The following is a 20,977-nucleotide window of genomic DNA, read 5'->3' on the forward strand; positions in this document are numbered from 1 at the left end:
GGGCATGGACCTGACCATCGACGGTGCCTCGATCGCCGACGAAGCCGCCTTCCACACGCTGATCCGCGAGGCGTCGGGGGTGGAATGGTATGGCGGCAGTCTCGACGCGCTGTTCGATCTGCTCGTAGCAGTCGTCGCGCCGCCGATCCGCCTGCACATCGTCAACGCCGCAGCGGCGCGCGCGACGATCGGCGCGCGGTTCGACCGCATCGTCACCGTCATCCTGGACGCGGTCGCCGAACGTGGCACCGACGCCGTCGCCCTGCGACTGGAGAGCTAAGCATGATCCAGAGTCTTCTCATCGCCAATCGCGGCGAGATCGCCCGCCGCATCATCCGCACCGCACGACGGCTCGGCATCCGCACGATCGCGGTGCATTCCGACGTCGACGCTGGCATGCCGTTCGTCCGCGAGGCGGACGAAGCGGTGTGCATCGGTACCGCGGCGGCGACCGATAGCTATCTGCGGCAGGACCGGCTGCTGGAGGCGGCACGCGCGACCGGCGCGGAAGCGATCCACCCCGGCTACGGCTTCCTGTCGGAGAATGCCGAGTTCGCCGAGAGCGTGATCGCCGCCGGTCTCGTCTGGGTCGGTGCGCCGCCCGCAGCGATCCGCGCGATGGGGCTGAAGGACGCCGCCAAGGAACGGATGATCGCCGCGGGTGTGCCCGTCACGCCGGGCTATCTCGGGGCGGACCAGTCACCCGAACGGCTTCAGTCCGAGGCCGACGCGATCGGCTATCCGGTGCTCATCAAGGCAGTGGCGGGCGGCGGTGGCAAGGGCATGCGCAAGGTCGATGCCGCGGGCGACTTCGCCGAGATGCTCGAGAGCTGCAAGCGCGAGGCCGCGGCGTCGTTCGGCAACACGCAGGTGCTGATCGAGAAATACATCCTCTCGCCGCGTCATATCGAGGTGCAGGTGTTCGGCGACACGCACGGCGGCGCGGTCCATCTGTTCGAGCGCGACTGTTCGCTGCAACGCCGCCACCAGAAGGTGATCGAGGAAGCCCCCGCACCCGGCATGGACGATGCGACGCGCGCCGCGGTCTGCGAGGCGGCCGTGAAGGCGGCGCGTGCGGTCGACTATGTCGGCGCGGGAACGATCGAGTTCATCGCCGACGGATCGGACGGCCTGCGCGCCGACCGGATCTGGTTCATGGAGATGAACACCCGGCTCCAGGTCGAGCATCCGGTGACCGAGGCGATCACCGGGCAGGATCTGGTTGAGTGGCAGTTGCGCGTCGCGAGCGGCGAACCTCTGCCGAAGCGACAGGACGAGCTGTCGATCACCGGCTGGGCGATGGAGGCGCGGCTCTATGCCGAGAACCCGAGCACGGGGTTCCTGCCGTCGACCGGTCCGCTCGACCGGCTGCGGTTTCCCACCGGTGTCCGGATCGACAGCGGTGTCGAGGAAGGCGGCGAAGTCACGCCTTATTATGACCCGATGATCGCCAAGCTGATCGTCCACGGCGCTACCCGAAGCGAGGCCGCGGGCAAGCTGGCGGCGGCGGCGCGTGGCACGCAGGTCTGGCCGGTCAGGACCAACGCCGCGTTTCTTGCGCGTGCCGCGGCGCATCCGGATTTCGTTGCAGGACGCGTCGATACCGGGTTCATCGAGCGTCATGTCGATGCGCTGATCCCGGCGGCAGAGCCTTCGCCGGCTGTGCTGGCGGCGGCGGCGGCGGCGATCCTGCCTGCCGTGACCGGCGATCCCTGGACCAGCCTGCGTGGGTTCCGCACCAATGCGGCGCCGTCCTCGCAGGTCGCAGTCGAGGTCGCGGGCAAGCCGTATCTCGTCACCGGCGACCGGGCGTCGGCGGCGGTCGTCGAGGACGGCGTGCTGTTTCTCGACGGCGAGGCGTGGCCGTTCGGTCCGCGCCGTGCCGACCATATCGCCGGGGCGGGCGAGGGCGATGGCGCGATCCTGGCGCCGATGCCGGGCCGTGTCATTGCGGTGCTGGTCGAGGACGGGCAGGCGGTGACCAAGGGCCAGCGGATGCTGGTGCTGGAGGCGATGAAGATGGAGCAGGCGTTGCTGGCGCCGTTCGATGGCGTCGTCGCGGAACTGAAGGTAACCGAAGGCGCGCAGGTATCCGAAAGCACGATGCTCGCTCGCATCGATAAGGGGAGCGAATGATGGCCGGGCGTTTCTACGACGACTGGACGGTCGGCGACACGATCGTCCACGAAATTCGCCGCACCGTGACCGAGACCGACAATCTGCTGTTCACGGTGATGACGCACAACCCGCAGCCTTTGCACCTCGATGCCGAGGCCGCGCGCGCAAGCGAGTTCGGCCAGATCCTCGTCAACGGCACCTTCACCTTCGCACTTATGGTCGGGCTGTCGGTCGGCGACACCACGCTCGGCACGTTGGTCGCCAATCTCGGCTACGACAAGCTCGTCATGCCGAAACCGGTGTTCATCGGCGACACGCTGCGCGCCGAAACCGAAGTGCATGCGCTGAAGGAAAGCCGGTCGCGACCCGATGCGGGGATCGTCACGTTCGCACACCGCCTGCTCAATCAGCGTGACGAGGTCGTGTGCCAGTGCCTGCGCAGCGCGCTGATCAAGCGGTCGCCGGCATGAGGTTGCGATCGCTGCTGTTCGTGCCCGGCGATCGGCCCGAGCGGTTCGACAAGGCCGCGGCGAGTGGTGCCGACGCGCTGATCCTCGACCTGGAGGATTCGGTGGCGGCATCGGCCAAGGACGCCGCGCGAGCGGCGGTCGCGGCGCGGTTGCGCACGGAGCGGGGTGGGGTCGCGGTCTTCGTTCGGATCAACCCGCTCGATACCGATCTGAGCAGCGAAGACCTCGTGGCGCTGCGCGGCCTCTCGCCGGACGCAATCGTGCTGCCCAAGGCGGAAGGGGCGGCCAGCGTTCGCTTGCTTGCGGAGCGGCTAACCGAGGCAGGGATCGACACGCCGATCCTGCCGATCGCGACCGAGACCCCGGCCGCGATCTTCCAACTCGGCAGCTATGCTGGGTGTGGCGTGGCGCTCGCCGGGTTGACCTGGGGGGCGGAGGACCTGCCCGCCGCGATCGGTGCGGCGACCTCGCGCGAGGACGACGGCCGCTATACCGCGCCGTATGAGATGGTGCGGTCGCTCGCGCTGTTCGGCGCGCATGCGGCGGGGGTATCGGCGATCGAGACGGTCTACCCGGCGTTTCGCGATGTCGAGGGGCTGGCGGCATATGCAAAGCGCGCGGCGCGCGATGGTTTCACGGGCATGATGGCGATCCACCCGGCGCAGGTGGCGACGATCAACGCTGCCTTCACGCCCGATGCGGCGCAGATCGCACACGCGCGCGCGATCGTCGCTGCGTTCGCTGCACAGCCGGAGGCGGGCGCGTTGCAGGTCGCTGGTCGGATGGTGGACGCACCACATCTAAAGCAGGCACGCCGGATACTCGACCGCGCAACGTAGACGCCACGATTCCCGTGCGATCGCGACATGTCCTTGACAGTAATTCGCGGAAACCGCCCGCCAGAAGACCGGGAGCAAAATCATTCCGATGTCGAGGGCAACCGCTCTAAATTCACTCACCAAAATCAGCTGTTTTCAGCCGATGGTGACCCCTACGGGAATCGAACCCGTGCTTCAGCCGTGAAAGGGCCGCGTCCTAACCGCTAGACGAAGGGGCCTGCGTGGTGGAGGCCGACTAAGGGGAAGGGGCCGAGGCGTCAAGCGTTTCGATACAAGAATTTAGTCTGCCCACGCTGCGTCCTCGACATGAAGCTCGGCCGAGGGGCGCGAGGACCAGTCGTCGATCTTCGCGCGGCCCGCCAGCCAAAGTTTGCGGTGGGGGGCGGCGCCCAGCAGGGCTTGGCCGAGCGCGGATTCGGCTGAGCGGAACGCCATCGCCTTGATGCTGCGGCCGTCGTCGCCCGCGACGATCGTACGGACATGGCCGTTGCCGACGATGTCTGCCTTGATGATGCGGACCGGGCCCATTGCCACGCGTGGCGCGGGCCAGCCCATGCCGTAGGGGCCGCCGGCTTCCATCGATTCGACCAAGCCGGGGTTGACGCCGCCGGCGGCGAGGACCGCGTCGAGCAGCAGCGCGCGGTCGCCGTTCGAGCGCTCGACCGCGGCGGCGAGGCGCTCTTCGAGGAAGTCAGTGAAGGCGGGGATGGCGGCCTCGGCGATCGTCAGGCCGGCCGCCATCGCATGGCCTCCGCCGGCGACGAGCAAGCCGTGTTCGCGGGCGGCCATGACCGCTGCGCCGAGGTCGACACCGGGGATCGATCGGCCGGAGCCCTTGCCGATGCCGTTCTCGTCGATCGCGATGACGATCGACGGGCGGCCGAGCTTTTCTTTCAGGCGACCGGCGACGATGCCGATCACGCCGGGGTGCCAGCCGTGGCCGGCGACGACGGCGACCGCGCGGTCTCGGCTGGAGAGGAGGTCGGCGGCTTCCTGCACGGCGGTTTCGATTGCGCGACGTTCTTCGTTGAGGCGATCGAGTTCGGTGGCGATCTGGCGGGCTTCGTCCGGGTCCGGCGTGGTCAGCAGGCGGACGCCGAGGTCGGCGCGACCGACGCGGCCACCGGCGTTGATGCGGGGGCCGAGTGCAAAGCCGAGGTCGGTGCAGGTCGGGTTGCGAGTCAGGCGTGACGCCTCGATCAGCGCGGCGACGCCGATGTTCTTGCGCGCGCCCATGACTTTGAGGCCCTGCGACACGAACGCGCGGTTGAGGCCGCGGAGTTGGGCGACGTCGGCGACGGTGCCTAGCGCGACGATGTCGAGCAGGTCGATCAGTTTCGGCTCCGCACGGTCCTTGAAGAAGCCGCGTGCGCGGAGCGTGCGGACGAGCGCGGCGGCGGCGAGGAAGCACATCCCGACCGCGGCAAGATGGCCATGCGCGGCGCCCTCGGTCTCGTCGAGCCGGTTGGGATTGACCAGCGCCAGCGCGTGCGGGAGCGCGGTCGAGCATTTGTGATGGTCGATGACGATCACGTCGACTGCCGCGTCACGGGCGGCGTCGAGTGCGTCGAACGCTTGCGCGCCGCAGTCGACCGTGACGATCAGCGAGGCGCCTTCGCCGGCGAGGCGGACGAGTGCTTCGCCCGACGGGCCATAGCCTTCGAGCAGGCGGTCGGGGATGTAGGGGCGGGCTTTGATGCCGAGATCGCGCAGGACCAGCACCATCAGCGCGGCGGAGGTGGCGCCGTCGACGTCGTAATCGCCGAAGATCGCGACCTGTTCGCCGGCCTGCACGGCGTCGGCGAGGCGCTCGGCGGCGCGGTCCATGTCGCGGAAGATCGACGGGTCGGGCATGAACGCGCGGATCGAAGGCATGCGGTGCGCGTCGAGCGCGTCGCGGGGGCAGCCTCGGGCGAGGAGGAGTTGGGTGACGAGATCGTCGCCCGAGCCGCCCCCGAAAGCGTCGACGCCAAAGCCATCCCGGCCGTCGGCGGCGAGCGCGCGCCAGCGCCAGGGTTGGCCGAGGATGGAGGAGGTTACGCCTAGAACTGTCATGCCTTGGACGTAGTGGCTGCGGGGGGATTGTCGAGCGGACCGTGCATTGGGCGAGCGCTCGCACCGTCATCCTGACGAAAGTCAGGATCCAGGATTACGGAAGTGGGCGTTCATGGCTCTGCCTGACTTTCGTCAGGATGACGTGAAGGGGGTGGAAAGGGGGCTTGTTGGTGGGGGGCGGTGGAAGGAGAAGACGCTCCCGCCCCCCGCACCCGTTCGTGCTGAGTAGCGACCGAGTAGCTTCGCAGAAGCGTATCGAGGGTGCGTATCGAAGCATGGGTTCCGCGTCCCAACCTGTCCTTCGATACGCCGTCTCGATACGCCGCCTTCGGCGACTACTCGACGGCTACTCAGGACGAACGGGGAGGGGGGCGCGGCGGGCAATGTGCGACGGGGGCTTCGGAGTGCGGGCTCCACGACGGAGGAGGGGGCAGTTACGCGACGGTCAGCCTGCCCCCTCACTTGATCCACGGCCGCTCGCGGAACCACTTCGTCACGATATACTTCACGCCCTCCATCACCGGCATGCCCTCGTGCAGCGTCAGCCCGTTCGGCGTCCCGTCCGGGTTCATGTTGTTCCATGCGAGCAGCATGCCGCGTTTCGGGGCGATCTTGATGCCCGCCTGCGGGAACCACGTCGCGCCGCCCTCGGGGACGTCGTTGAGGAACACCATCGCGGTCCAGGTGCGCTGGCCGCCCTGTTCCTGCATCTTGGCCCAATAGCTTTCGGACTCGTGGAAATAATCATGGTGCGCGCGGAATTGCTGGCCGGGGGCGTAGCGCTGGCCCTGCATCGTCTCGCCGTGGAGCAGGTCGATCCCGAGCAGGGTCGCGATCGCCTCGTCGGTGGGCTGTACCTCGGGTGACCAGCGATCCATGTCGCAGCTCTCGCTCGTGCGGAAGCTGCTGTTCGGGCGATCGGACAACAAGGTCGACGGCCGCCGCTTGGAATCGATCATCGCGATCAGCTGCTTGCAGGTCTTGGGATCGAGGAAGTCGGACTGGTAATAGAATTGCACCGTGTCCATCGCGATGCGCTGCACCGCGGGATTGGCGTTGAGCCGGGCGGCGACCTGCGATCCGGCGGCCTGGCGGAGGGCCATGGCCGGATCGACCTTCTTGGCTTTTGAAAAGATACCCACGCCGCAGGATTTGGCGAACTCGCCCCGAAAGGCAAGAGGGGGAAACGCAAGAGCCCCGCGGCGACGTCTGTCACCACGGGGCTCTCCCCTGTTACTGCGTGACGGGTAGGCGCAATTCTTAGAGGGGGCGCCTACCAGAAGATGTCGTACACCGTGTCGACCACGCGGCCGCTGTCGAGATCGACCAGCAACGCGTCGTTGTAATAGCGCACCCAGCGATACGGGCCGTACGCCTCGGGCAGGCGGTAGGTGTACGGGTCCTGGATCCAGTAATTCTGGTTGTACAGAATGCTGTTCAGCGAGAAGCCGACGCCGAAGCGACGATAGCCCGACCCCCAGCCGCTCGGCGCATAGTAGCGCGGAAGGCGATAGGCGCCGCGGTTCGACGCGCGGTAGTTGCTCCAGGCGTAGCGGTTGTCGTTGCGCCAGCCGCGGTTCCAAGCGCCGCCCTGGTTGTAGTGCCCCTGATTGTAGCCACCGCGGCCATAGCTCGGGACGTTGCCGTAGGCACGGTTGGGCTGGCGGTTCTGGTAGCCGTCACGGCCGCCGTTGCGCCAGTCGCCCCGACCGTCGCCTCGACCGTCATTGCGTCCATTGCGGTCGAACTGGCCGCGATTTACCTGTTGGTTGCTGCGATCGAAGCCGGGGCGACCTTGGTCGCGGTTCCAGCCGCCGCGATCCTGACCGGCTTGCGGGCCGGGACGATTTTGGCCGTTCCACCCCTTGCCGTTGCCACGCTGACCGTTCCAGTCGGGCCGGCCGCGACCATCCGGGCCGTCACCACGTACCTGAGCCTGTACGCCGAGGTCGGCGCGCTGCGGGCGCTGGCCCTGGTCCGGCGCGGCGGGACGATCGGGACGCTGCTGCTGGAAAGCCTGGCCGTCCGGGCGCGGTCCGCGGTCGGGGCGGTCACCGCGATCAGGGCGCTGGCCACGATCCTGGCGCGAACCATCGTTGCCGCGGTCCCCGCGGTCCTGGTCGACCTGCTGCGCGGTGGCGGCGGTCGCCATCGTCGTAGCCGGCACCAACGCCGACGCTGCCATCAAGAGTTTGAGTAACTTGCCCGTCATCGCCGTGGTCCTCGACTGCCGGCGCACGAGCCGGCTCCTATGATGTGTTGGTTCTAGGCGTTGCGGGGTGTGGAGAGGCTGAATGGGTTCGTCAGCGATTAGACAGGTTGGGGTGGCGAGGGCGGTTGATCGCTGCATCGTGTCGTAGCCGCCACCCCGGCGGAGGCCGGGGCCCAGTTGGGGATGGAATGTAACGACGTGCTGCGATCTGTCACGCTGGACGTTCCAACTGGGCCCCGGCCTCCGCCGGGGTGGTGCAGCGGCGGGGTGGCGGCAGCTACAGGGGCGGTCGCTACACGGACGGCAGTTGCATGGGCGACCTATCCAACGGCGCGCCCTCCTTGTTCTCCCGCGAAGGCGGGAGCCCAGACTGGACTCCCGCCTTCGCGGGAGAACAAGCTTGGTTATGAGCAGGGCCGCTACCGCGCCGGCGGCGGCACCAGCGCTGGCACCAGCCGAGCGGAGTCCGCCGGATCGATCCCCGGCCGCGGCCCAGCCGGAATAACCTCTTCCCCGCGCATCGCCCGCCCGGCGCGCTGCACCGCCTCGACCACCCGAGGATACACCCCGCACCGACACAGATTGGTGATCTGCTCGCGGATCAGTTCTTCGCCCGGATCCGCATTGCGCTTCAGCAACGCCGCCGCCGCCATGATCATCCCCGGAATGCAGAACCCGCATTGCGGCACCGCCTCCGCGATGAACGCCAGTTGCACCGGATGATTGCGCTCCCTCGACAGGCCCTCGATCGTCGTGACGTACGCGCCCTCGATCGATCCGATCGGCACCCGGCAACTCCGCATCGCGCGCCCATCGATATCGACCGTGCACGCGCCGCAATGCCCGGTGCCGCAGCCATATTTGGTCCCCGTCAGGTTCGACGCATCGCGCAGCGCCCACAGCAGCGGCGTATCGTTATCGAGTCTGTATTCGATCGGCTCGTTGTTGACGGTGAAGCGGCTCATGTCCGCCGTCCTAGCGCGCCGCGCGGGATCGCACCAACCGGCATTGCCACGCGGCGGCCCCCCGGCTTATGTCGCACGAATAATACCGCGAGAGGGCGCTACACGATGCACGTCGATACCAAATCCACACCAGCGGCGGGCGGCGATGCCAGCCACGGCTACGATGCGCCCGACCTGCGCGTGTTCGTGTTCGCGCTGTTCTTCATCTTCGGCGGCATCACTTCGCTGAACGACATCATCATTCCGAAGATGAAGGAGCTCTTCACGCTCGACCACGCGACCGCGATGCTGGTCCAGTCGGCGTTCTTCCTCGCCTATGCGCTATTCTCGATCCCCGCCGCCGCGATCGTGCGCAAGGCTGGCTATATGCGGACCGCGTCGATCGGCCTTGTGACGATGACCGCGGGCTGCCTGTTGTTCATCCCCGCCGCAGGGCAGGCGAGCTTCGGCATGTTCCTGTTCGCTCTGTTCGTGCTCGGCGCAGGGATCACCGTCGTGCAGGTCGTCGCCAACCCGCTGATCTCGGCGCTTGGCCATCCCAAATCCGCATCGAGCCGGCTGACGTTCGCGCAGGCGTTCAACTCGCTCGGCACCACGATCTTCCCGTATGTCGGCTCCGCGCTGATCCTCGGCGGGCTGGCGACGGTCGACTCTTCCAAGCTCACCGGCGCCGCGCTCGACGCGTATCGGACGGAGTCGTCGCGGACCGTCGTGCACACCTATATCGGCCTCGCGATCGCGCTGCTGATCGTCGCCGCGGTCGTCTGGACCCGTCGCAACCGGCTCAACGAGGAGCAGGACCAGACCGGCAGCATCTTCCACGCGTTCACGTTGTTGAAGCGCCCGCGCTTCGCGATGGGGACCGCGTGCATCTTCCTGTACGTCGGCGCCGAAGTCGCGGTCGGCTCGTTGATCGTCAATTACCTGATGCAACCGAGCGTGATGGGCCTGAGCGACGTCGCGGCGGGCAAGCACGTGCCGTTCTACTGGGGTGGCGCGCTGGTCGGCCGGTTCATCGGCGCGTACGTGCTGAACAAGGTGTCGCCGGGCAAGGTACTCGCGGGCGTCGCGACGGGCACGCTGGCGCTGATCCTGATCTCGGCGAACACCGAGGGCGCAGTGTCGGGCTGGGCGCTGCTGGCAATCGGCTTGATGAACGCGGTGATGTTCCCGACGATCTTCAGCCTCGCCTCCGAAGGTCTCGGCAAGCGTGCGGCGGAAGGGTCGGGCGTCATCGCCACCGCCATCGTCGGCGGCGCGATCATCCCGTATTTGACGGGAATGCTGGCGGACAAATCGGGCAGCCTGCACTTCGCGCTGCTACTCCCGGCGATCTGCTACGCGTTGATCCTGGCGTACGGGCTTTACGCTCGGAAGCCGGTGGTAGCCTGAACGATCCAGCCGTCACCCCAGCGAAAGCTGGGGTCTCCCGGTTTTAGCCGCGCGCTTCTGCCGTGAGAGACCCCAGCGTGCGCTGGGGTGACGACGTTTTCGGGTGGCGGTGTAAGGGACGATGCCCTGGGGCGTCCGCCTACTCCGACGACCCCAACATCGGCGCCGCCCGCCCGGTCGCGAGATCGGCATCCGAAAACCGGATTGGTGTGCGAAGCCCGGGGACCAGAGACCCATCCGGCCGCACCACGTCGATCGCCATCCCCCGCGCGATCACCTGTGGATCCTCGAACGCCTGCGCGACGGTGTTGATCGGCCCGGCCGGCACCCCGACTGCCTCGAGCCGCGCGAGCAACTCGAGCTTGGGCACCAGAGACGTCGCCGCCTCGATCCCCGCGAACAGCAAATCCTTGAACGCCAACCGGCCGGCATTGGTCGCGAACCGTGGATCGTCGCGCATCTCGGGCAAGACCATCGCGTCGCAGAACCGCCGGAACTGCCCTTCATTCCCGACCGCCAGGATGAACCACCCATCCGCGCACGGAAACACCGCATACGGACACACGTTCATGTGCGCATTCCCGACCCGCGTCGGCGACACGCCGCTGGCGAACCAGTTCATCGCCTGGTTCGCCAGCACCCCGGTCATCGTGTCGAGCAGCGCCATGTCGATCTGCTGACCCCGGCCGGTGCGCTCGCGCATCGCCAACGCCGCCTGGATCGCGATCACGGAATACAGCCCGGTCATGATGTCGGCGAACGCCACGCCGATCTTCTGCGGCGCGCCGTCGGGCTCGCCGGTCAGGTCCATGATCCCGCTCATGCCCTGGACGATGAAGTCGTAGCCGGCGCGCGGGGCATAAGGCCCGTCCTGCCCGAACCCGGTGATCGAGCAATAGACGAGCCGCGGATTGATCTCGGCAAGCGCGGCGTAATCGAGCCCGTATTTGACGAGCCCGCCGACCTTGAAATTCTCGATCACGACGTCCGCGTCGGCGATCAGGTCGCGGACGATCGCCTGGCCGTCAGCGGTCGTAAAGTCGGCAACGACCGATCGCTTTCCGCGGTTGGCGGCATGAAAATACGCGGCGTCGCGGCTGCCGTCGGGGTTGTCGATAAACGGCGGGCCCCAGGTGCGGGTGTCGTCGCCGGCAGGGCTCTCGATCTTGACGACGTCGGCGCCGAGGTCGGCGAGAACTTGGCCTGCCCACGGGCCGGCAAGGATGCGGGCGAGTTCGACGACTTTGAGGCCGGTGAGGGGGGTGTCTTTCACCACGGTCTCATCCCATCACCCATCATCATCGACGCGTCACCTAAGTTCGTCATCCCAGCGAAAGCTGGGATCTCCCGGTAATGGAGCGTGCCCTTGCGGAGGGAGACCCCAGCTTTCGCTGGGGTGACGGGGGATGTCAAAACGCAGCGATACCCGTGATCGCGCGGCCAAGGATCAGCGCATGAACATCATGTGCACCCTCATACGTGTTGACCGTCTCCAGGTTCATCAGGTGGCGCATCACCTGATACTCCCCCGAAATCCCGTTGCCGCCGTGCATGTCGCGGCTCATCCGTGCGATGTCGAGCGCCTTGCCGACATTGTTGCGCTTCACGATCGAGACCATCTCCGGCGCGAACCGACCCTCGTCCATCAACCGCCCGACGCGCAACGACGCCTGCAATCCGAGTGCGATCTCGGTTTCCATGTCCGCCAGCTTCTTCTGGAAAAGCTGACGCCCAGCGAGCGGCGTCCCGAACTGGTTGCGATCGAGCCCGTACTGCCGCGCGGCGTGAAAACAGAATTCGGCAGCGCCGAGTGCGCCCCACGAAATGCCGTAGCGCGCGCGATTGAGGCAACCGAACGGCCCCTTCAAGCCCTGCACGTCGGGCAGCAGCGCGTCCTCGCCGACCTCGACCTCGTCCATCATCACCATCCCGGTAATCGACGCGCGCAGCGACAGCTTCCCCTCGATCTTGGGCGTCTCGAGCCCTTTCATCCCGCGCTCGAGGATAAAGCCGCGGATGCCGCCGCCATGCTCATCGGATTTCGCCCAGATCACGAACACGTCCGCGATCGGCGAATTGGATATCCACGTCTTCGCGCCCGAGATCACATAGCCGTTGGCGGTCTTCTTCGCGCGCGTCGTCATCCCGCCGGGGTCCGACCCCGCATCCGGCTCGGTCAGCCCGAAGCAGCCGATCCACTCGCCGGTTGCGAGTTTGGGCAGGTATTTGCGCTTCTGCTCTTCGGACCCGAACGCATTGATCGGGTACATAACCAGGCTCGACTGCACCGACATCATCGAGCGATAGCCCGAGTCGATCCGCTCCACCTCGCGCGCGACCAGCCCGTAGGCGACATAGGACGCACCGACGCCGCCATATTCCTCGGGGATCGTCGGCCCGAGCAACCCGAGAGCACCCATCTCGCGAAAAATCGCGGGATCGGTACGCTCGTGCTGGAACGCGTCGATGATCCGTGGCGCGAGCTTGTCGTCGGCATAGGCCTTCGCGCTGTCGCGGATCATCCGCTCGTCCTCGCTCAACTGATCGTCGAGCAGGAACGGATCCGCCCAATCGAACTTGCCCATTCCGGCCATCTGCATCTCCTTCGTTGACCGCCGACTTCGTGGTTCGGCAGGCGAAAGTCCAGCCCTGACGAGCCGTTTAAGCATCGATCAGCGTCAGTACCGCGATCGTCACGTGCTCCCGGTCGCCGATCGTCTCAACGCAGTCGACCGATAGATCGGCGACGATATGCCCGCGCATCGCGAACTCCGCGTCGGGCAGGCCATCGATCCAGTCTCGAAGACCGGGTACGGGGACCGCCGCGATCGTCAGCCGGTGGAGCGTCCCGACAAACGTCGCGCTCGCCCACGGGGTGCACGCGATCGACTCGACGTGCATCGCCAGGCCCGCCGCACTCGCGTGACCACGAAGCGCGCGGATCAGCAGCGTGCCCGCATCGGGGCCGCGGATCGCGTCCATTCTCATGATCCGTTGCTCGCAATAAATGCCTCGATCCGCGCCACCATCGGTTCGCGCGCCTGACGACCGCGTCGCAGGTCATGCACGAGCCGCGGATCGCCGACTGCCAGCCGCCCGAACTTGGTCATCGGCATGCCGGTCTGCCGCAGATATCGATCGATCTTCATGAGAATCGTCACCGTCGTTCCTCCCGAGTCCATTGCCCTGTTCTTGATCTGTTCCGCGAAATCCTACTTGTCTAGGAAATTTCCTACGCTAGGGTCGGGTGGTGTCGAAAACCGCATCCGATCCCGACCCGAGGACCGCGCTGGCGACGCTGGCGGCGGCGCGGGGTGATAGCCTTGCGGCGCTGTCGGCGATGCTCGGGCGCAATGCGGCGTATCTCCAGCAATATGTCCGCCGCGGATCGCCGCGGACTTTGGGCGAACGCGATCGACAATTATTGTCGGCGTATCTCGGCGTGAGCGAAGCCGTGCTCGGCGCGCCACCCGATCGCGCGACGGGTTTCCGAATCCGCAAACTCGATGTCGCTGCGTCCGCAGGGCCGGGTGCGCAGGTCGATGGCGAGATCGTGCTGGGCACGGACACGCTAGACCCCGGCCTAGCGCGGAAGCTTGGGCTGAGGGACGGGCAGGCGGCGATCATTCGGGTCCGTGGCAGTTCGATGGAGCCGGGGCTGTTCGACGGCGATCACATCGTAGTGGATACCGCGGACCGGACGCCGCGTGCGACGGGCGGGGTGTATGTCATCCGGATCGACGACGCGGTGATGGTGAAGCGGGTTGCGCTGGCAGGTGGGCAGCTGGTGGCGACCAGCGACAACCCTGCGGCGGGGCCGATTCCGCAGGGGCGGATCGCCGTGATCGGCCGCGTCGTGTGGCAAATGCGCGAGCCGCGTTGAGGGCGTGAACGTGTCGGGTCCGTGCGATCCTCCCCCGCAAGGGGGAGGTGGCAGGCGTGAGCCTGACGGAGGGGGAGGAAAGAGCAACCGCCGTTGCGTGTCCTCCCCCTTCGTCCCCTTCGGCGACACCTCCCCCTGGCGGGGGAGGATCGCGAGTTCGATCTGTCCGGGGCCGCCTGTCTGTGCCGACCACCGCTCGTGCCGACCCCCGTTCGTGCTGAGTAGCGACCGAGTAGCTCCGTCAGGAGCGTATCGAGGGCGTGTAGCGAAGCATGGGGGCCGCGCGCCAACCTGTCCTTCGATACGCCGTCTCGATACGCTGCGTTGCAGCTACTCGACGGCTACTCAGGACGAACGGAGGAGGGAGTGGGTAGCCTGGAGCGGCCTCTACCGTCGGTCTTTCACCCACACCAAAACCGCAGCAATCACGCCCAGTCCCGTCCCGACCAGAAACCCCGGCGTGGCCTGCCCGATCGCAAAGCCGACCCCTGCGCCGCCCAGCATGCCGAGCGCGACGAGGAATCCACCCGCGGCGCTGGGGTCCTTGTGGGGGGGGAGGGTGTCGCGGGAAGTCGGATCGGCCATCGGCCTGTCCTGCCACGCGCCGCGCGCGGATGCCAGCTACCCGGCGCTGCTCGATGCTCCCTATCCGGTTTATGCGATGCCGGCCTCACGTCGCGCCGGGCTACTTACGCTGCCGTCGAGCGCCCAAACCTTATGACACGCCTATGCCCGGATGAAACGTGGCGGAAATACGGCGTTACATACTGTTCCGTCACGACAAGCCCGGCTAGGAGCCGGACATGGTGTTCCGCGTCGGGCGAGCCGGGCCGGCCGCCGCCTTTTTCGTTCTGACGACCGCCGGAGCTGTATCCGCCGCGGGTGCACAGATCACGCCCGCTCCCGCGCAGACTTTGGCAACGCCCTCAGCAAGTGCGGCGGCCGACACGCCGATGTCGCTCGATCCCAACTCGCCGCTCGCCGCGCTGCCCGATATCGGCGTGGCTTGGCCCGACCTCGCGACCTCGCCGATGGACCCGGCGGCGACGATCGCCGCGGTCGATGCCAATGCGGAGAGCCGCTATGCGTGGCGGATCGATGGCATAGACGGCATCGACGACACGCTGCTGCGCCAGCGGTTCGCCGCCCTGTCGACGCTGGACGCGAATGATCACCAGGCCGCCAACGCCGCGCAACTCGATCGCCGGGCGCGCGAGGATGCCGACCTACTCAACAGCCTGCTCCGCGCGGAGGGCTATTACGATGCCAACGTCGTCACGCGGGTCGAGCCCGGCGCGAAGCCGATGGTCGTGCTCTTGGCGACGCCCGGCACGCTCTATACGTTTAAGGACGTGACGATCGACGGCATCGCCGCGGCGGGCGACAAGGCGTCGGGGCTCGTGACCGCGTTCGGCGTGAAGCCCGAGGATCCGGTCAATTCCGACGCGATCGTCGCGGGGCAGGCGAAGCTCACCACGCAGATCGGTCGCGAGGGCTTTCCGTTCGCCAAGGTCGGCGACCCCGCGATCGTCGTCGATCACGCCACCCGCACCGCGACGCTCGATCTGTCCGTGCAACCCGGCGGCGCGCGCAAATTCGGCCAGATCCTTGCGCTGCCCGGCAACCGCGTGTTCGGCGCCGACCACGTCGCGGAGATCGCGCGCTTTTCGCCCGGCGATCTGTACGACGCGACCAAGCTGGACGATCTCCGCCGCGCGCTGATCCAGACCAGCCTGGTGTCTTCGGTCGACCTGAAGCCAGTACAGGGCGCGACGCCCGACACCGTCGACGTCGCAGTCAAGCTCGACCCCGCGCCGCCGCACACCGTCGCAGGCGAGCTCGGCTATGGTACCGGCGAGGGCGCGCGCGCGGAACTCAGCTGGACGCACCGCAACCTGTTCCCGCCCGAGGGCGCGCTGACGCTGCGCGGCGTGCTGGGGACGCAGGAACAGCTCGGCTCGATCGTGTTCCGGCGCAACAATTTCCAGGCGCGCGACCGCGTGCTGACGCTCCAGGCGTCTGCGGTGCACACAAACCGCGACGCCTATGATGCGAAGACGTTCTCGCTCGCGGGCAGCCTCGAGCGCCAGACCAATATCTTCTTCCAGAAGACCTGGACCTGGTCGGTCGGTGCCGAATTGCTCGCGTCGGACGAGCGCGACGTGATCCTGTCGACCGGCGACCCACGCCGCCGCACCTTCTTCATCGGCGCGTTGCCGACCAGCCTCAATTACGATGGTTCGGACGATCTGCTCAACCCGACCAAGGGTTTCCGCCTCGGCGGGCGGCTCAGCCCCGAAGTATCGTTGCAGGGCTCGGTGTTCGGCTATGCGCGGACGCAGTTCGACGGCAGCGTCTACCAGCCGTTCGGCAGTCGGGTAGTGCTCGCAGCCCGCACCCGCCTTGGTACCATAGTCGGCGCGCCGCGCGATCAGGTCGCGCCGTCGCGGCGTTTCTACGCCGGCGGCGGCGCGTCGGTGCGCGGCTATGGCTATCAGTCGATCGGCCCGCGCGACCCCAATAATGATCCGATCGGCGGCCGCAGCCTGACCGAATTCTCGATCGAGGCGCGGGTGCGCGTGCTCGGCAGCTTCGGGATCGTGCCGTTCCTCGACGCGGGCAACATCTACACCTCGCCGCTGCCGAAATTCACCGGGCTGCAATACGGCACCGGGATTGGCGTGCGCTATTATTCGAACTTCGGGCCGATCCGTCTCGACGTCGGCACGCCGATCAACCCGCAACCGGGTGACAGCCGGATCGCCGTGTACGTTTCGCTGGGGCAGGCGTTTTGACCGAAGACGTCGTTCTTCCGAAGCGTCGGATCGCGTGGTGGCGGTGGATCGTCAGCGCCATCATGGCGTTGCTCGCGATCGTCGGTACCGCGTTGCTCATCGTCGACACGGGGATCGGCCACCGCTTCGTCGCGGACCGGATCGCGGCGATCAAGACAGCCAACGGGCTACGCTTCACGGTCGGGCGGATCGACGGCTCGCTATACGGCGATACGCGGCTGATCGATCTGCGCGTGTACGATCTTGAGGGGCTGGTCTTCCAGGCGCCCAACGTCACGCTCGACTGGTCGCCGTTCGACTGGTTTTCGAACCGGCTCGAGATCCAGCGGCTGATCGTCGATCGCGCGATCCTGACTCACACGCCGCGCACTCGGCCGTCCAAGACGCGCGGCCCGATCCTGCCCGATTTCGATATCCATATCGGCAAGCTCTCTGTCGGACGGCTGACGCTTGCGAAGCGCGTGCTGGGGACGCAGCGAATCGGTACGCTCGAAGGGCATGCTGACATCCGCTCGGGCCGGGCGCTGGTCGACCTGAAAGCGCGCATTGCCGGCAGCGACGACCTGAAGCTCCGGATGGATGCCGAGCCGGCGCGCGACCGCTTCGACATCGACGTCGCGGCCAAGGGCGCAGCCAATGGCGTGCTCGCGCGGATGGTCAAGGCGAAGGGGCCGGTCGCGCTCGCGGTCACCGGTGACGGCAGCTGGGCCAAATGGAACGGCCACGCGAACGGCATGATCGGCGCGACCCGAGTCGTCGACCTCGCTCTCGCCCAAGTCGCCGGGCGCTACACGCTGTCGGGTACGATCTCGCCGTCGTCGCTGCTGCATGGTCGCCTGCAACGGCTGACCGCGCCGCGCGTGCTCGTCAACGGCAGCGCGGGGTTCGCCAACCGCCGGCTCGATGGGCAACTCTCGCTGCGCACCCCCGCACTTGCGATCGACACGACCGGCATCGTCGATCTCGCCGCAAACGCCTACCGCGACGTGCGGATCAAGGCGCGACTGCTGCGACCGCCTGCGCTGTTCGACAACATGACCGGCAACATGGTCGAGCTCCGCGCAATCCTCGACGGCCCGTTCGCGACCGCGGCGTTCGACTACCGCCTCGACGCGAGCCGCTTCGCGTTCGACCAGACCGGTTTCGAGAACGCGCACGCCGTCGGCAAGGGCCGCCTGTCCGCCGCGCCGGTGACCGTCCCGATCCGCTTCACCGCCGCGCGCGTGACCGGAGTCGGCAGCGTGGCGGGCGGGATCCTGCGCAACCTGTCGGTCGACGGGCTGCTCCGCGTGACGCCGACATTGCTGACCGGCGATGCGCTCAAGCTCCGGTCGGACAAACTCACCGGCAGCATCAATCTAGCGGTAGACCTGCGCAACGGCCAGTTCGAGGTCGGCATCAACGGTGGCTTGGGGCGGTATCTGATCCCCGGCCTCGGCATCGTCGACGTGAAGTCGACCTTGCGGGTCGTCCCCGGCCCGAACCGCAAGGGCACGCGCGTCATCGGCCAAGGCAGCGCGCAGATGGTGCGGCTCGACAACGCCTTCTTCCGCAGTCTCGCAGGGGGACTGCCGCGGATCACCACCGACCTCGAACGTACCACCGACGGCGTCCTGCACTTCACCAACCTCGTGCTGACCGCGCCGCAGATCCGGCTGACCGGCAACGGCTTTCGTCGCCGTGACGGCACCTTCCACTTCGAGGGCGGCGGGCGCCAGCAGACTTACGGCCCGCTCACGCTCAAACTCGACGGCCAGATCGAGAAGCCGACGCTCGACCTCGTCTTCGCCAGCCCCAACGCCACGCTCGGCCTGTCGAACGTCCGCGCGCATCTTGATCCGACGGCGCAGGGGTTCGCGTTCACCGCGGGCGGAGGATCGCGGCTCGGGCCGTTCACCACCAACGGCGCGATCCTGTTGCCGCCCGGTGCCGGTGCGACGATCCAGGTCGCGGCACTGAACGTCGCCGGCACGCGCGCGAGCGGTAATGTCGCGGTGGTCGATGGCGGCTTCAACGGCGCGCTCGCTGTCGCAGGCGGCGGGATCTCGGGTGAACTCCTGTTCCGCCCGGTCAGTCAGATCCAGCGCATCGAAGGGCATCTCGCCGCCAAGGCCGCGACGCTCGACACCGTCGCGCTCCGCTCGGGCAAGCTCGATTTCGTCACGTTGCTCGACCCCGCTGGTACCTCGATCGAGGCCACCGCGACCGGCCTCGGGCTGCGTCGCGGCGCGCTCAGCCTCGCCCGGTTCAGCGGGTCCGCGTCGCTCCGTGGCGGCGTCGGCACGATCAAGGCGTCGATCGCCGGCTCCCGCGGCCGCGCGTTCGATATCCAGAGCGTGACGCAGGTCACCGCCAACAGCTACGCGATCTCGGCGCAAGGCACGCTCGATGGCCGGCCGCTGAAACTGCTCACCCCGGCAATCGTCACCCAGGCCGAGGACGGCTGGCACCTCGCGCCGACCAGGCTCAGCTTCTCCGGGGGCGAGGCACAGGTCGGCGGCCGCTTTACCGCCGCCAGCACCGCGATCGACGCCAGCCTGACGCGGATGCCGCTCGCGATCCTCGACATCGCCTATCCCGGGCTCGGCCTCAGCGGCAGCGCGTCGGGCAGCGTCACGGTCGCGACCGCGAACGGTGCCGCGCCGACGGGGAAGGCGAACGTCACGATCCGCGGGCTTAGCCGCGCTGGCCTCGTTCTCTCTTCACGCCCGATCGACGTCGGCGTCGCGGCGGTGCTCTCCCCCGACAAGCTCGGCCTGCGCGCCGTCATCGCGTCGGCGGGCAAGACGATCGGCCGTGCGCAAGCCCAGCTCGCGCCACTCGGGCAGGGGGATCTCGCCTCGCGGATCAGCAACGCCCGCCTGTTCGGCCAGCTGCGGTATAGCGGCCCCGCCGACACGCTCTGGCGGCTCACCGGTGTCGAGTTGTTCGACCTGTCCGGCCCGGTCGCGATCGGCGCGGACGTCGTCGGCACGCTCGCCAACCCGACGCTGCGCGGGATCGTTCAGGCAAACGGCGCGCGGATCGAAAGCGCGACCACCGGCACCGTTCTGTCCAACGTCCAGGCGACCGGCCGCTTCGGCGGATCGCGGCTCGTGATCGACCGGTTCGGCGCCGACGCGGGCAAGGGCGGCCGCGTCACCGGCACCGGCCAGTTCGAGTTCGCCGCCGCCAACGGTGTCGGTCTCGATCTGACCTTGCAGGCCGACAAGGCGGTGATGATCAACCGCGATGATATCGGCGCGACCGTCTCCGGGCCACTCACGTTCAAGTCGAACGGCTCGGGCGGCACGATCGCGGGCGACGTGGTGTTGAACAAGAGCCGCTACCGCCTCGGCCAGGCCACCGCTGCCAGTGCCGTCCCGCAACTCAACATCCGCGAGATCAACCTGCCCGATGGTGGCGAGGAGATCGAGACGCCGACCAAGCCCTGGACGCTGGCGATCAAGGCGCGCGCGCCGAACCAGGTGATGGTCAGCGGGCTCGGGCTTACCAGCGAATGGTCCGCCAACCTCCAGATCGCCGGCCAGCCCGAGAACCCGGCGATCACCGGCCGCGCGACGCTGATCCGCGGCGATTACGAGTTCGCCGGTCGCAAGTTCGAACTCGCGCGCGGCGTGATCCGCTTCGACGGACAGGTGCCCGCCAACCCCGCGCTCGATATCGAGGCGAACGCGGATTCGACCGGGCTCAGCGCGTCGATCCGGGTGACGGGGTACGCGCTGAAACCCGAGATCAGCTTCACCAGCACGCCGGCCTTGCCCGAGGACGAGCTGCTTTCGCGGCTGCTGTTCGGCACCTCGATCACCAATCTGTCCGCACCCGAGGCGCTGCAGCTGGCGGCGGCGGTGGCGGCGTTGCAGGGCGGCGGCAGCGGGCTCAATCCGATCAACGCGGTGCGCCGTGCGGCCGGGCTCGACCGCCTGCGCATTCTGCCGGCCGATCCGCAGACCGGGCAGGGCACCTCGATCGCGGCGGGTAAATACGTGACGCGGCGGCTGTATGCGGAGATCGTCACCGACGGTCAGGGCTATTCCGCCACGCAGGTCGAGTTCCAGGTCACGCGCTGGCTGTCGCTGTTGTCGAGCATCTCGACGCTCGGTCGCCAGAGCGCCAACGTCCGCGTGTCGAAGGATTATTGAGCAACCCCGTTCGGGCTGAGCAAAGTCGAAGCCGCTTCCGATGCGCAGGCCCTTCGACTTCGCTCAGGGCGAACGGTAAGGGAATTTTTTCGGTTTAGGACCCAGT

Annotated in this window: 17 protein-coding genes and 1 tRNA gene; 8 read left to right on the forward strand and 10 right to left on the reverse strand. The window is 67.6% G+C overall.

What is annotated here, in order from left to right; translation table 11 throughout:
* The first annotated feature begins 4 nt into the window (after window positions 1-4).
* From C8J40_RS05930 to C8J40_RS05945, 4 genes are read left to right on the forward strand one after another with little or no spacing between them, the layout of a single operon-like run.
* Window positions 5-280 (forward strand): barstar family protein, encoded by a 276-nt coding sequence (locus C8J40_RS05930; RefSeq protein WP_165911373.1) that lies wholly within the window; start codon window positions 5-7, stop codon window positions 278-280.
* A gap of 2 nt (window positions 281-282) precedes the next feature.
* Window positions 283-2,136, forward strand: coding sequence for a biotin carboxylase N-terminal domain-containing protein (locus tag C8J40_RS05935; protein WP_132896190.1), 1,854 nt, complete (start codon window positions 283-285; stop codon window positions 2,134-2,136).
* A complete protein-coding gene (locus C8J40_RS05940; RefSeq protein WP_132896281.1) occupies window positions 2,136-2,588 on the forward strand; it encodes a MaoC family dehydratase in 453 nt (150 codons plus the stop codon). The genes C8J40_RS05935 and C8J40_RS05940 overlap by 1 nt, the downstream gene beginning before the upstream one ends.
* Entirely contained in the window at window positions 2,585-3,427 is an 843-nt protein-coding gene (locus tag C8J40_RS05945) for a CoA ester lyase (RefSeq protein WP_132896191.1), read from the forward strand. The genes C8J40_RS05940 and C8J40_RS05945 overlap by 4 nt, the downstream gene beginning before the upstream one ends.
* A gap of 143 nt (window positions 3,428-3,570) precedes the next feature.
* On the opposite strand, the gene C8J40_RS05950 is transcribed toward C8J40_RS05945, so the two are convergent.
* The 5 genes from C8J40_RS05950 to C8J40_RS05970 all read right to left on the reverse strand — a co-directional run bounded on the left by C8J40_RS05950 (window position 3,571) and on the right by C8J40_RS05970 (window position 8,659).
* Window positions 3,571-3,645: transfer RNA gene (locus tag C8J40_RS05950), tRNA-Glu, on the reverse strand.
* A gap of 61 nt (window positions 3,646-3,706) precedes the next feature.
* Window positions 3,707-5,482 carry a single-stranded-DNA-specific exonuclease RecJ gene (gene recJ / locus C8J40_RS05955; protein ID WP_132896192.1) on the reverse strand — a complete coding sequence of 592 codons (1,776 nt, stop codon included), beginning with the start codon at window positions 5,480-5,482 and terminating at the stop codon, window positions 3,707-3,709.
* A 458-nt stretch (window positions 5,483-5,940) separates the two neighbouring features.
* On the reverse strand, window positions 5,941-6,585 hold the full coding sequence (locus tag C8J40_RS05960; protein WP_132896193.1) for a 2OG-Fe(II) oxygenase: 645 nt from the start codon (window positions 6,583-6,585) through the stop codon (window positions 5,941-5,943).
* Between the two features lie 170 nt (window positions 6,586-6,755).
* Window positions 6,756-7,694: an RcnB family protein gene (locus tag C8J40_RS05965; RefSeq protein ID WP_132896194.1), complete on the reverse strand. Its 939-nt coding sequence runs from the start codon at window positions 7,692-7,694 to the stop codon at window positions 6,756-6,758.
* A 419-nt stretch (window positions 7,695-8,113) separates the two neighbouring features.
* On the reverse strand, window positions 8,114-8,659 hold the full coding sequence (locus C8J40_RS05970) for a (2Fe-2S)-binding protein (RefSeq protein ID WP_132738018.1): 546 nt from the start codon (window positions 8,657-8,659) through the stop codon (window positions 8,114-8,116).
* 105 nt (window positions 8,660-8,764) lie between these two features.
* Between C8J40_RS05970 and C8J40_RS05975 the strand changes: the two genes are divergently transcribed.
* Entirely contained in the window at window positions 8,765-10,051 is a 1,287-nt protein-coding gene (locus C8J40_RS05975; RefSeq protein ID WP_132896195.1) for a sugar MFS transporter, read from the forward strand.
* A 139-nt stretch (window positions 10,052-10,190) separates the two neighbouring features.
* Here the strand turns inward: C8J40_RS05975 and C8J40_RS05980 are convergent, their stop codons facing one another.
* From C8J40_RS05980 to C8J40_RS20190, 4 genes are all read right to left on the reverse strand, one after another.
* On the reverse strand, window positions 10,191-11,324 hold the full coding sequence (locus C8J40_RS05980) for a CaiB/BaiF CoA-transferase family protein (protein WP_132896196.1): 1,134 nt from the start codon (window positions 11,322-11,324) through the stop codon (window positions 10,191-10,193).
* 136 nt (window positions 11,325-11,460) lie between these two features.
* Entirely contained in the window at window positions 11,461-12,645 is a 1,185-nt protein-coding gene (locus C8J40_RS05985) for an acyl-CoA dehydrogenase (RefSeq protein WP_132896197.1), read from the reverse strand.
* A 67-nt stretch (window positions 12,646-12,712) separates the two neighbouring features.
* On the reverse strand, window positions 12,713-13,033 hold the full coding sequence (locus C8J40_RS05990; protein ID WP_132896198.1) for a hypothetical protein: 321 nt from the start codon (window positions 13,031-13,033) through the stop codon (window positions 12,713-12,715).
* A 2-nt stretch (window positions 13,034-13,035) separates the two neighbouring features.
* The gene (locus C8J40_RS20190; protein ID WP_165911374.1) at window positions 13,036-13,212 is read right to left on the reverse strand and encodes a hypothetical protein; all 177 of its coding nucleotides are present in this window, start codon (window positions 13,210-13,212) and stop codon (window positions 13,036-13,038) included.
* 89 nt (window positions 13,213-13,301) lie between these two features.
* Here C8J40_RS20190 and C8J40_RS05995 point away from each other — a divergent pair, with 89 nt between their 5' ends.
* Complete coding sequence (locus tag C8J40_RS05995) at window positions 13,302-13,934, forward strand: S24 family peptidase (RefSeq protein ID WP_243693226.1); 633 nt, start codon at window positions 13,302-13,304, stop codon at window positions 13,932-13,934.
* A gap of 387 nt (window positions 13,935-14,321) precedes the next feature.
* Here C8J40_RS05995 and C8J40_RS06000 read toward each other — a convergent pair whose 3' ends face one another.
* Complete coding sequence (locus C8J40_RS06000; protein WP_132738033.1) at window positions 14,322-14,519, reverse strand: hypothetical protein; 198 nt, start codon at window positions 14,517-14,519, stop codon at window positions 14,322-14,324.
* A 218-nt stretch (window positions 14,520-14,737) separates the two neighbouring features.
* Here C8J40_RS06000 and C8J40_RS06005 point away from each other — a divergent pair, with 218 nt between their 5' ends.
* Both C8J40_RS06005 and C8J40_RS06010 read left to right on the forward strand, forming a co-directional pair.
* Complete coding sequence (locus C8J40_RS06005) at window positions 14,738-16,729, forward strand: autotransporter assembly complex family protein (RefSeq protein WP_132896199.1); 1,992 nt, start codon at window positions 14,738-14,740, stop codon at window positions 16,727-16,729.
* A gap of 62 nt (window positions 16,730-16,791) precedes the next feature.
* Complete coding sequence (locus tag C8J40_RS06010; protein WP_132896283.1) at window positions 16,792-20,871, forward strand: translocation/assembly module TamB; 4,080 nt, start codon at window positions 16,792-16,794, stop codon at window positions 20,869-20,871.
* Window positions 20,872-20,977 lie beyond the last annotated feature (106 nt).

It is taken from the genome of Sphingomonas sp. PP-CC-3A-396 (assembly GCF_004343105.1).
GTDB lineage: Bacteria > Pseudomonadota > Alphaproteobacteria > Sphingomonadales > Sphingomonadaceae > Sphingomonas.

Excerpts from the sequence above, each read along its gene's own strand:
- C8J40_RS05960 (WP_132896193.1), bottom strand. The coding sequence starts at position 6,585 with ATGGCCCTCCGCCAGGCCGCCGGATCGCAGGTCGCCGCCCGGCTCAAC.
- C8J40_RS05945 (WP_132896191.1), top strand. The coding sequence starts at position 2,585 with ATGAGGTTGCGATCGCTGCTGTTCGTGCCCGGCGATCGGCCCGAGCGG.
- C8J40_RS05975 (WP_132896195.1), top strand. The coding sequence starts at position 8,765 with ATGCACGTCGATACCAAATCCACACCAGCGGCGGGCGGCGATGCCAGC.
- recJ (WP_132896192.1), bottom strand. The coding sequence starts at position 5,482 with ATGACAGTTCTAGGCGTAACCTCCTCCATCCTCGGCCAACCCTGGCGC.
- C8J40_RS06005 (WP_132896199.1), top strand. The coding sequence starts at position 14,738 with ATGGTGTTCCGCGTCGGGCGAGCCGGGCCGGCCGCCGCCTTTTTCGTT.
- C8J40_RS05935 (WP_132896190.1), top strand. The coding sequence starts at position 283 with ATGATCCAGAGTCTTCTCATCGCCAATCGCGGCGAGATCGCCCGCCGC.
- C8J40_RS05930 (WP_165911373.1), top strand. The coding sequence starts at position 5 with ATGGACCTGACCATCGACGGTGCCTCGATCGCCGACGAAGCCGCCTTC.
- C8J40_RS05990 (WP_132896198.1), bottom strand. The coding sequence starts at position 13,033 with ATGGACGCGATCCGCGGCCCCGATGCGGGCACGCTGCTGATCCGCGCG.
- C8J40_RS05965 (WP_132896194.1), bottom strand. The coding sequence starts at position 7,694 with ATGACGGGCAAGTTACTCAAACTCTTGATGGCAGCGTCGGCGTTGGTG.
- C8J40_RS05970 (WP_132738018.1), bottom strand. The coding sequence starts at position 8,659 with ATGAGCCGCTTCACCGTCAACAACGAGCCGATCGAATACAGACTCGAT.
- C8J40_RS05940 (WP_132896281.1), top strand. The coding sequence starts at position 2,136 with ATGGCCGGGCGTTTCTACGACGACTGGACGGTCGGCGACACGATCGTC.
- C8J40_RS05985 (WP_132896197.1), bottom strand. The coding sequence starts at position 12,645 with ATGGCCGGAATGGGCAAGTTCGATTGGGCGGATCCGTTCCTGCTCGAC.
- C8J40_RS06010 (WP_132896283.1), top strand. The coding sequence starts at position 16,792 with ATGGCGTTGCTCGCGATCGTCGGTACCGCGTTGCTCATCGTCGACACG.
- C8J40_RS06000 (WP_132738033.1), bottom strand. The coding sequence starts at position 14,519 with ATGGCCGATCCGACTTCCCGCGACACCCTCCCCCCCCACAAGGACCCC.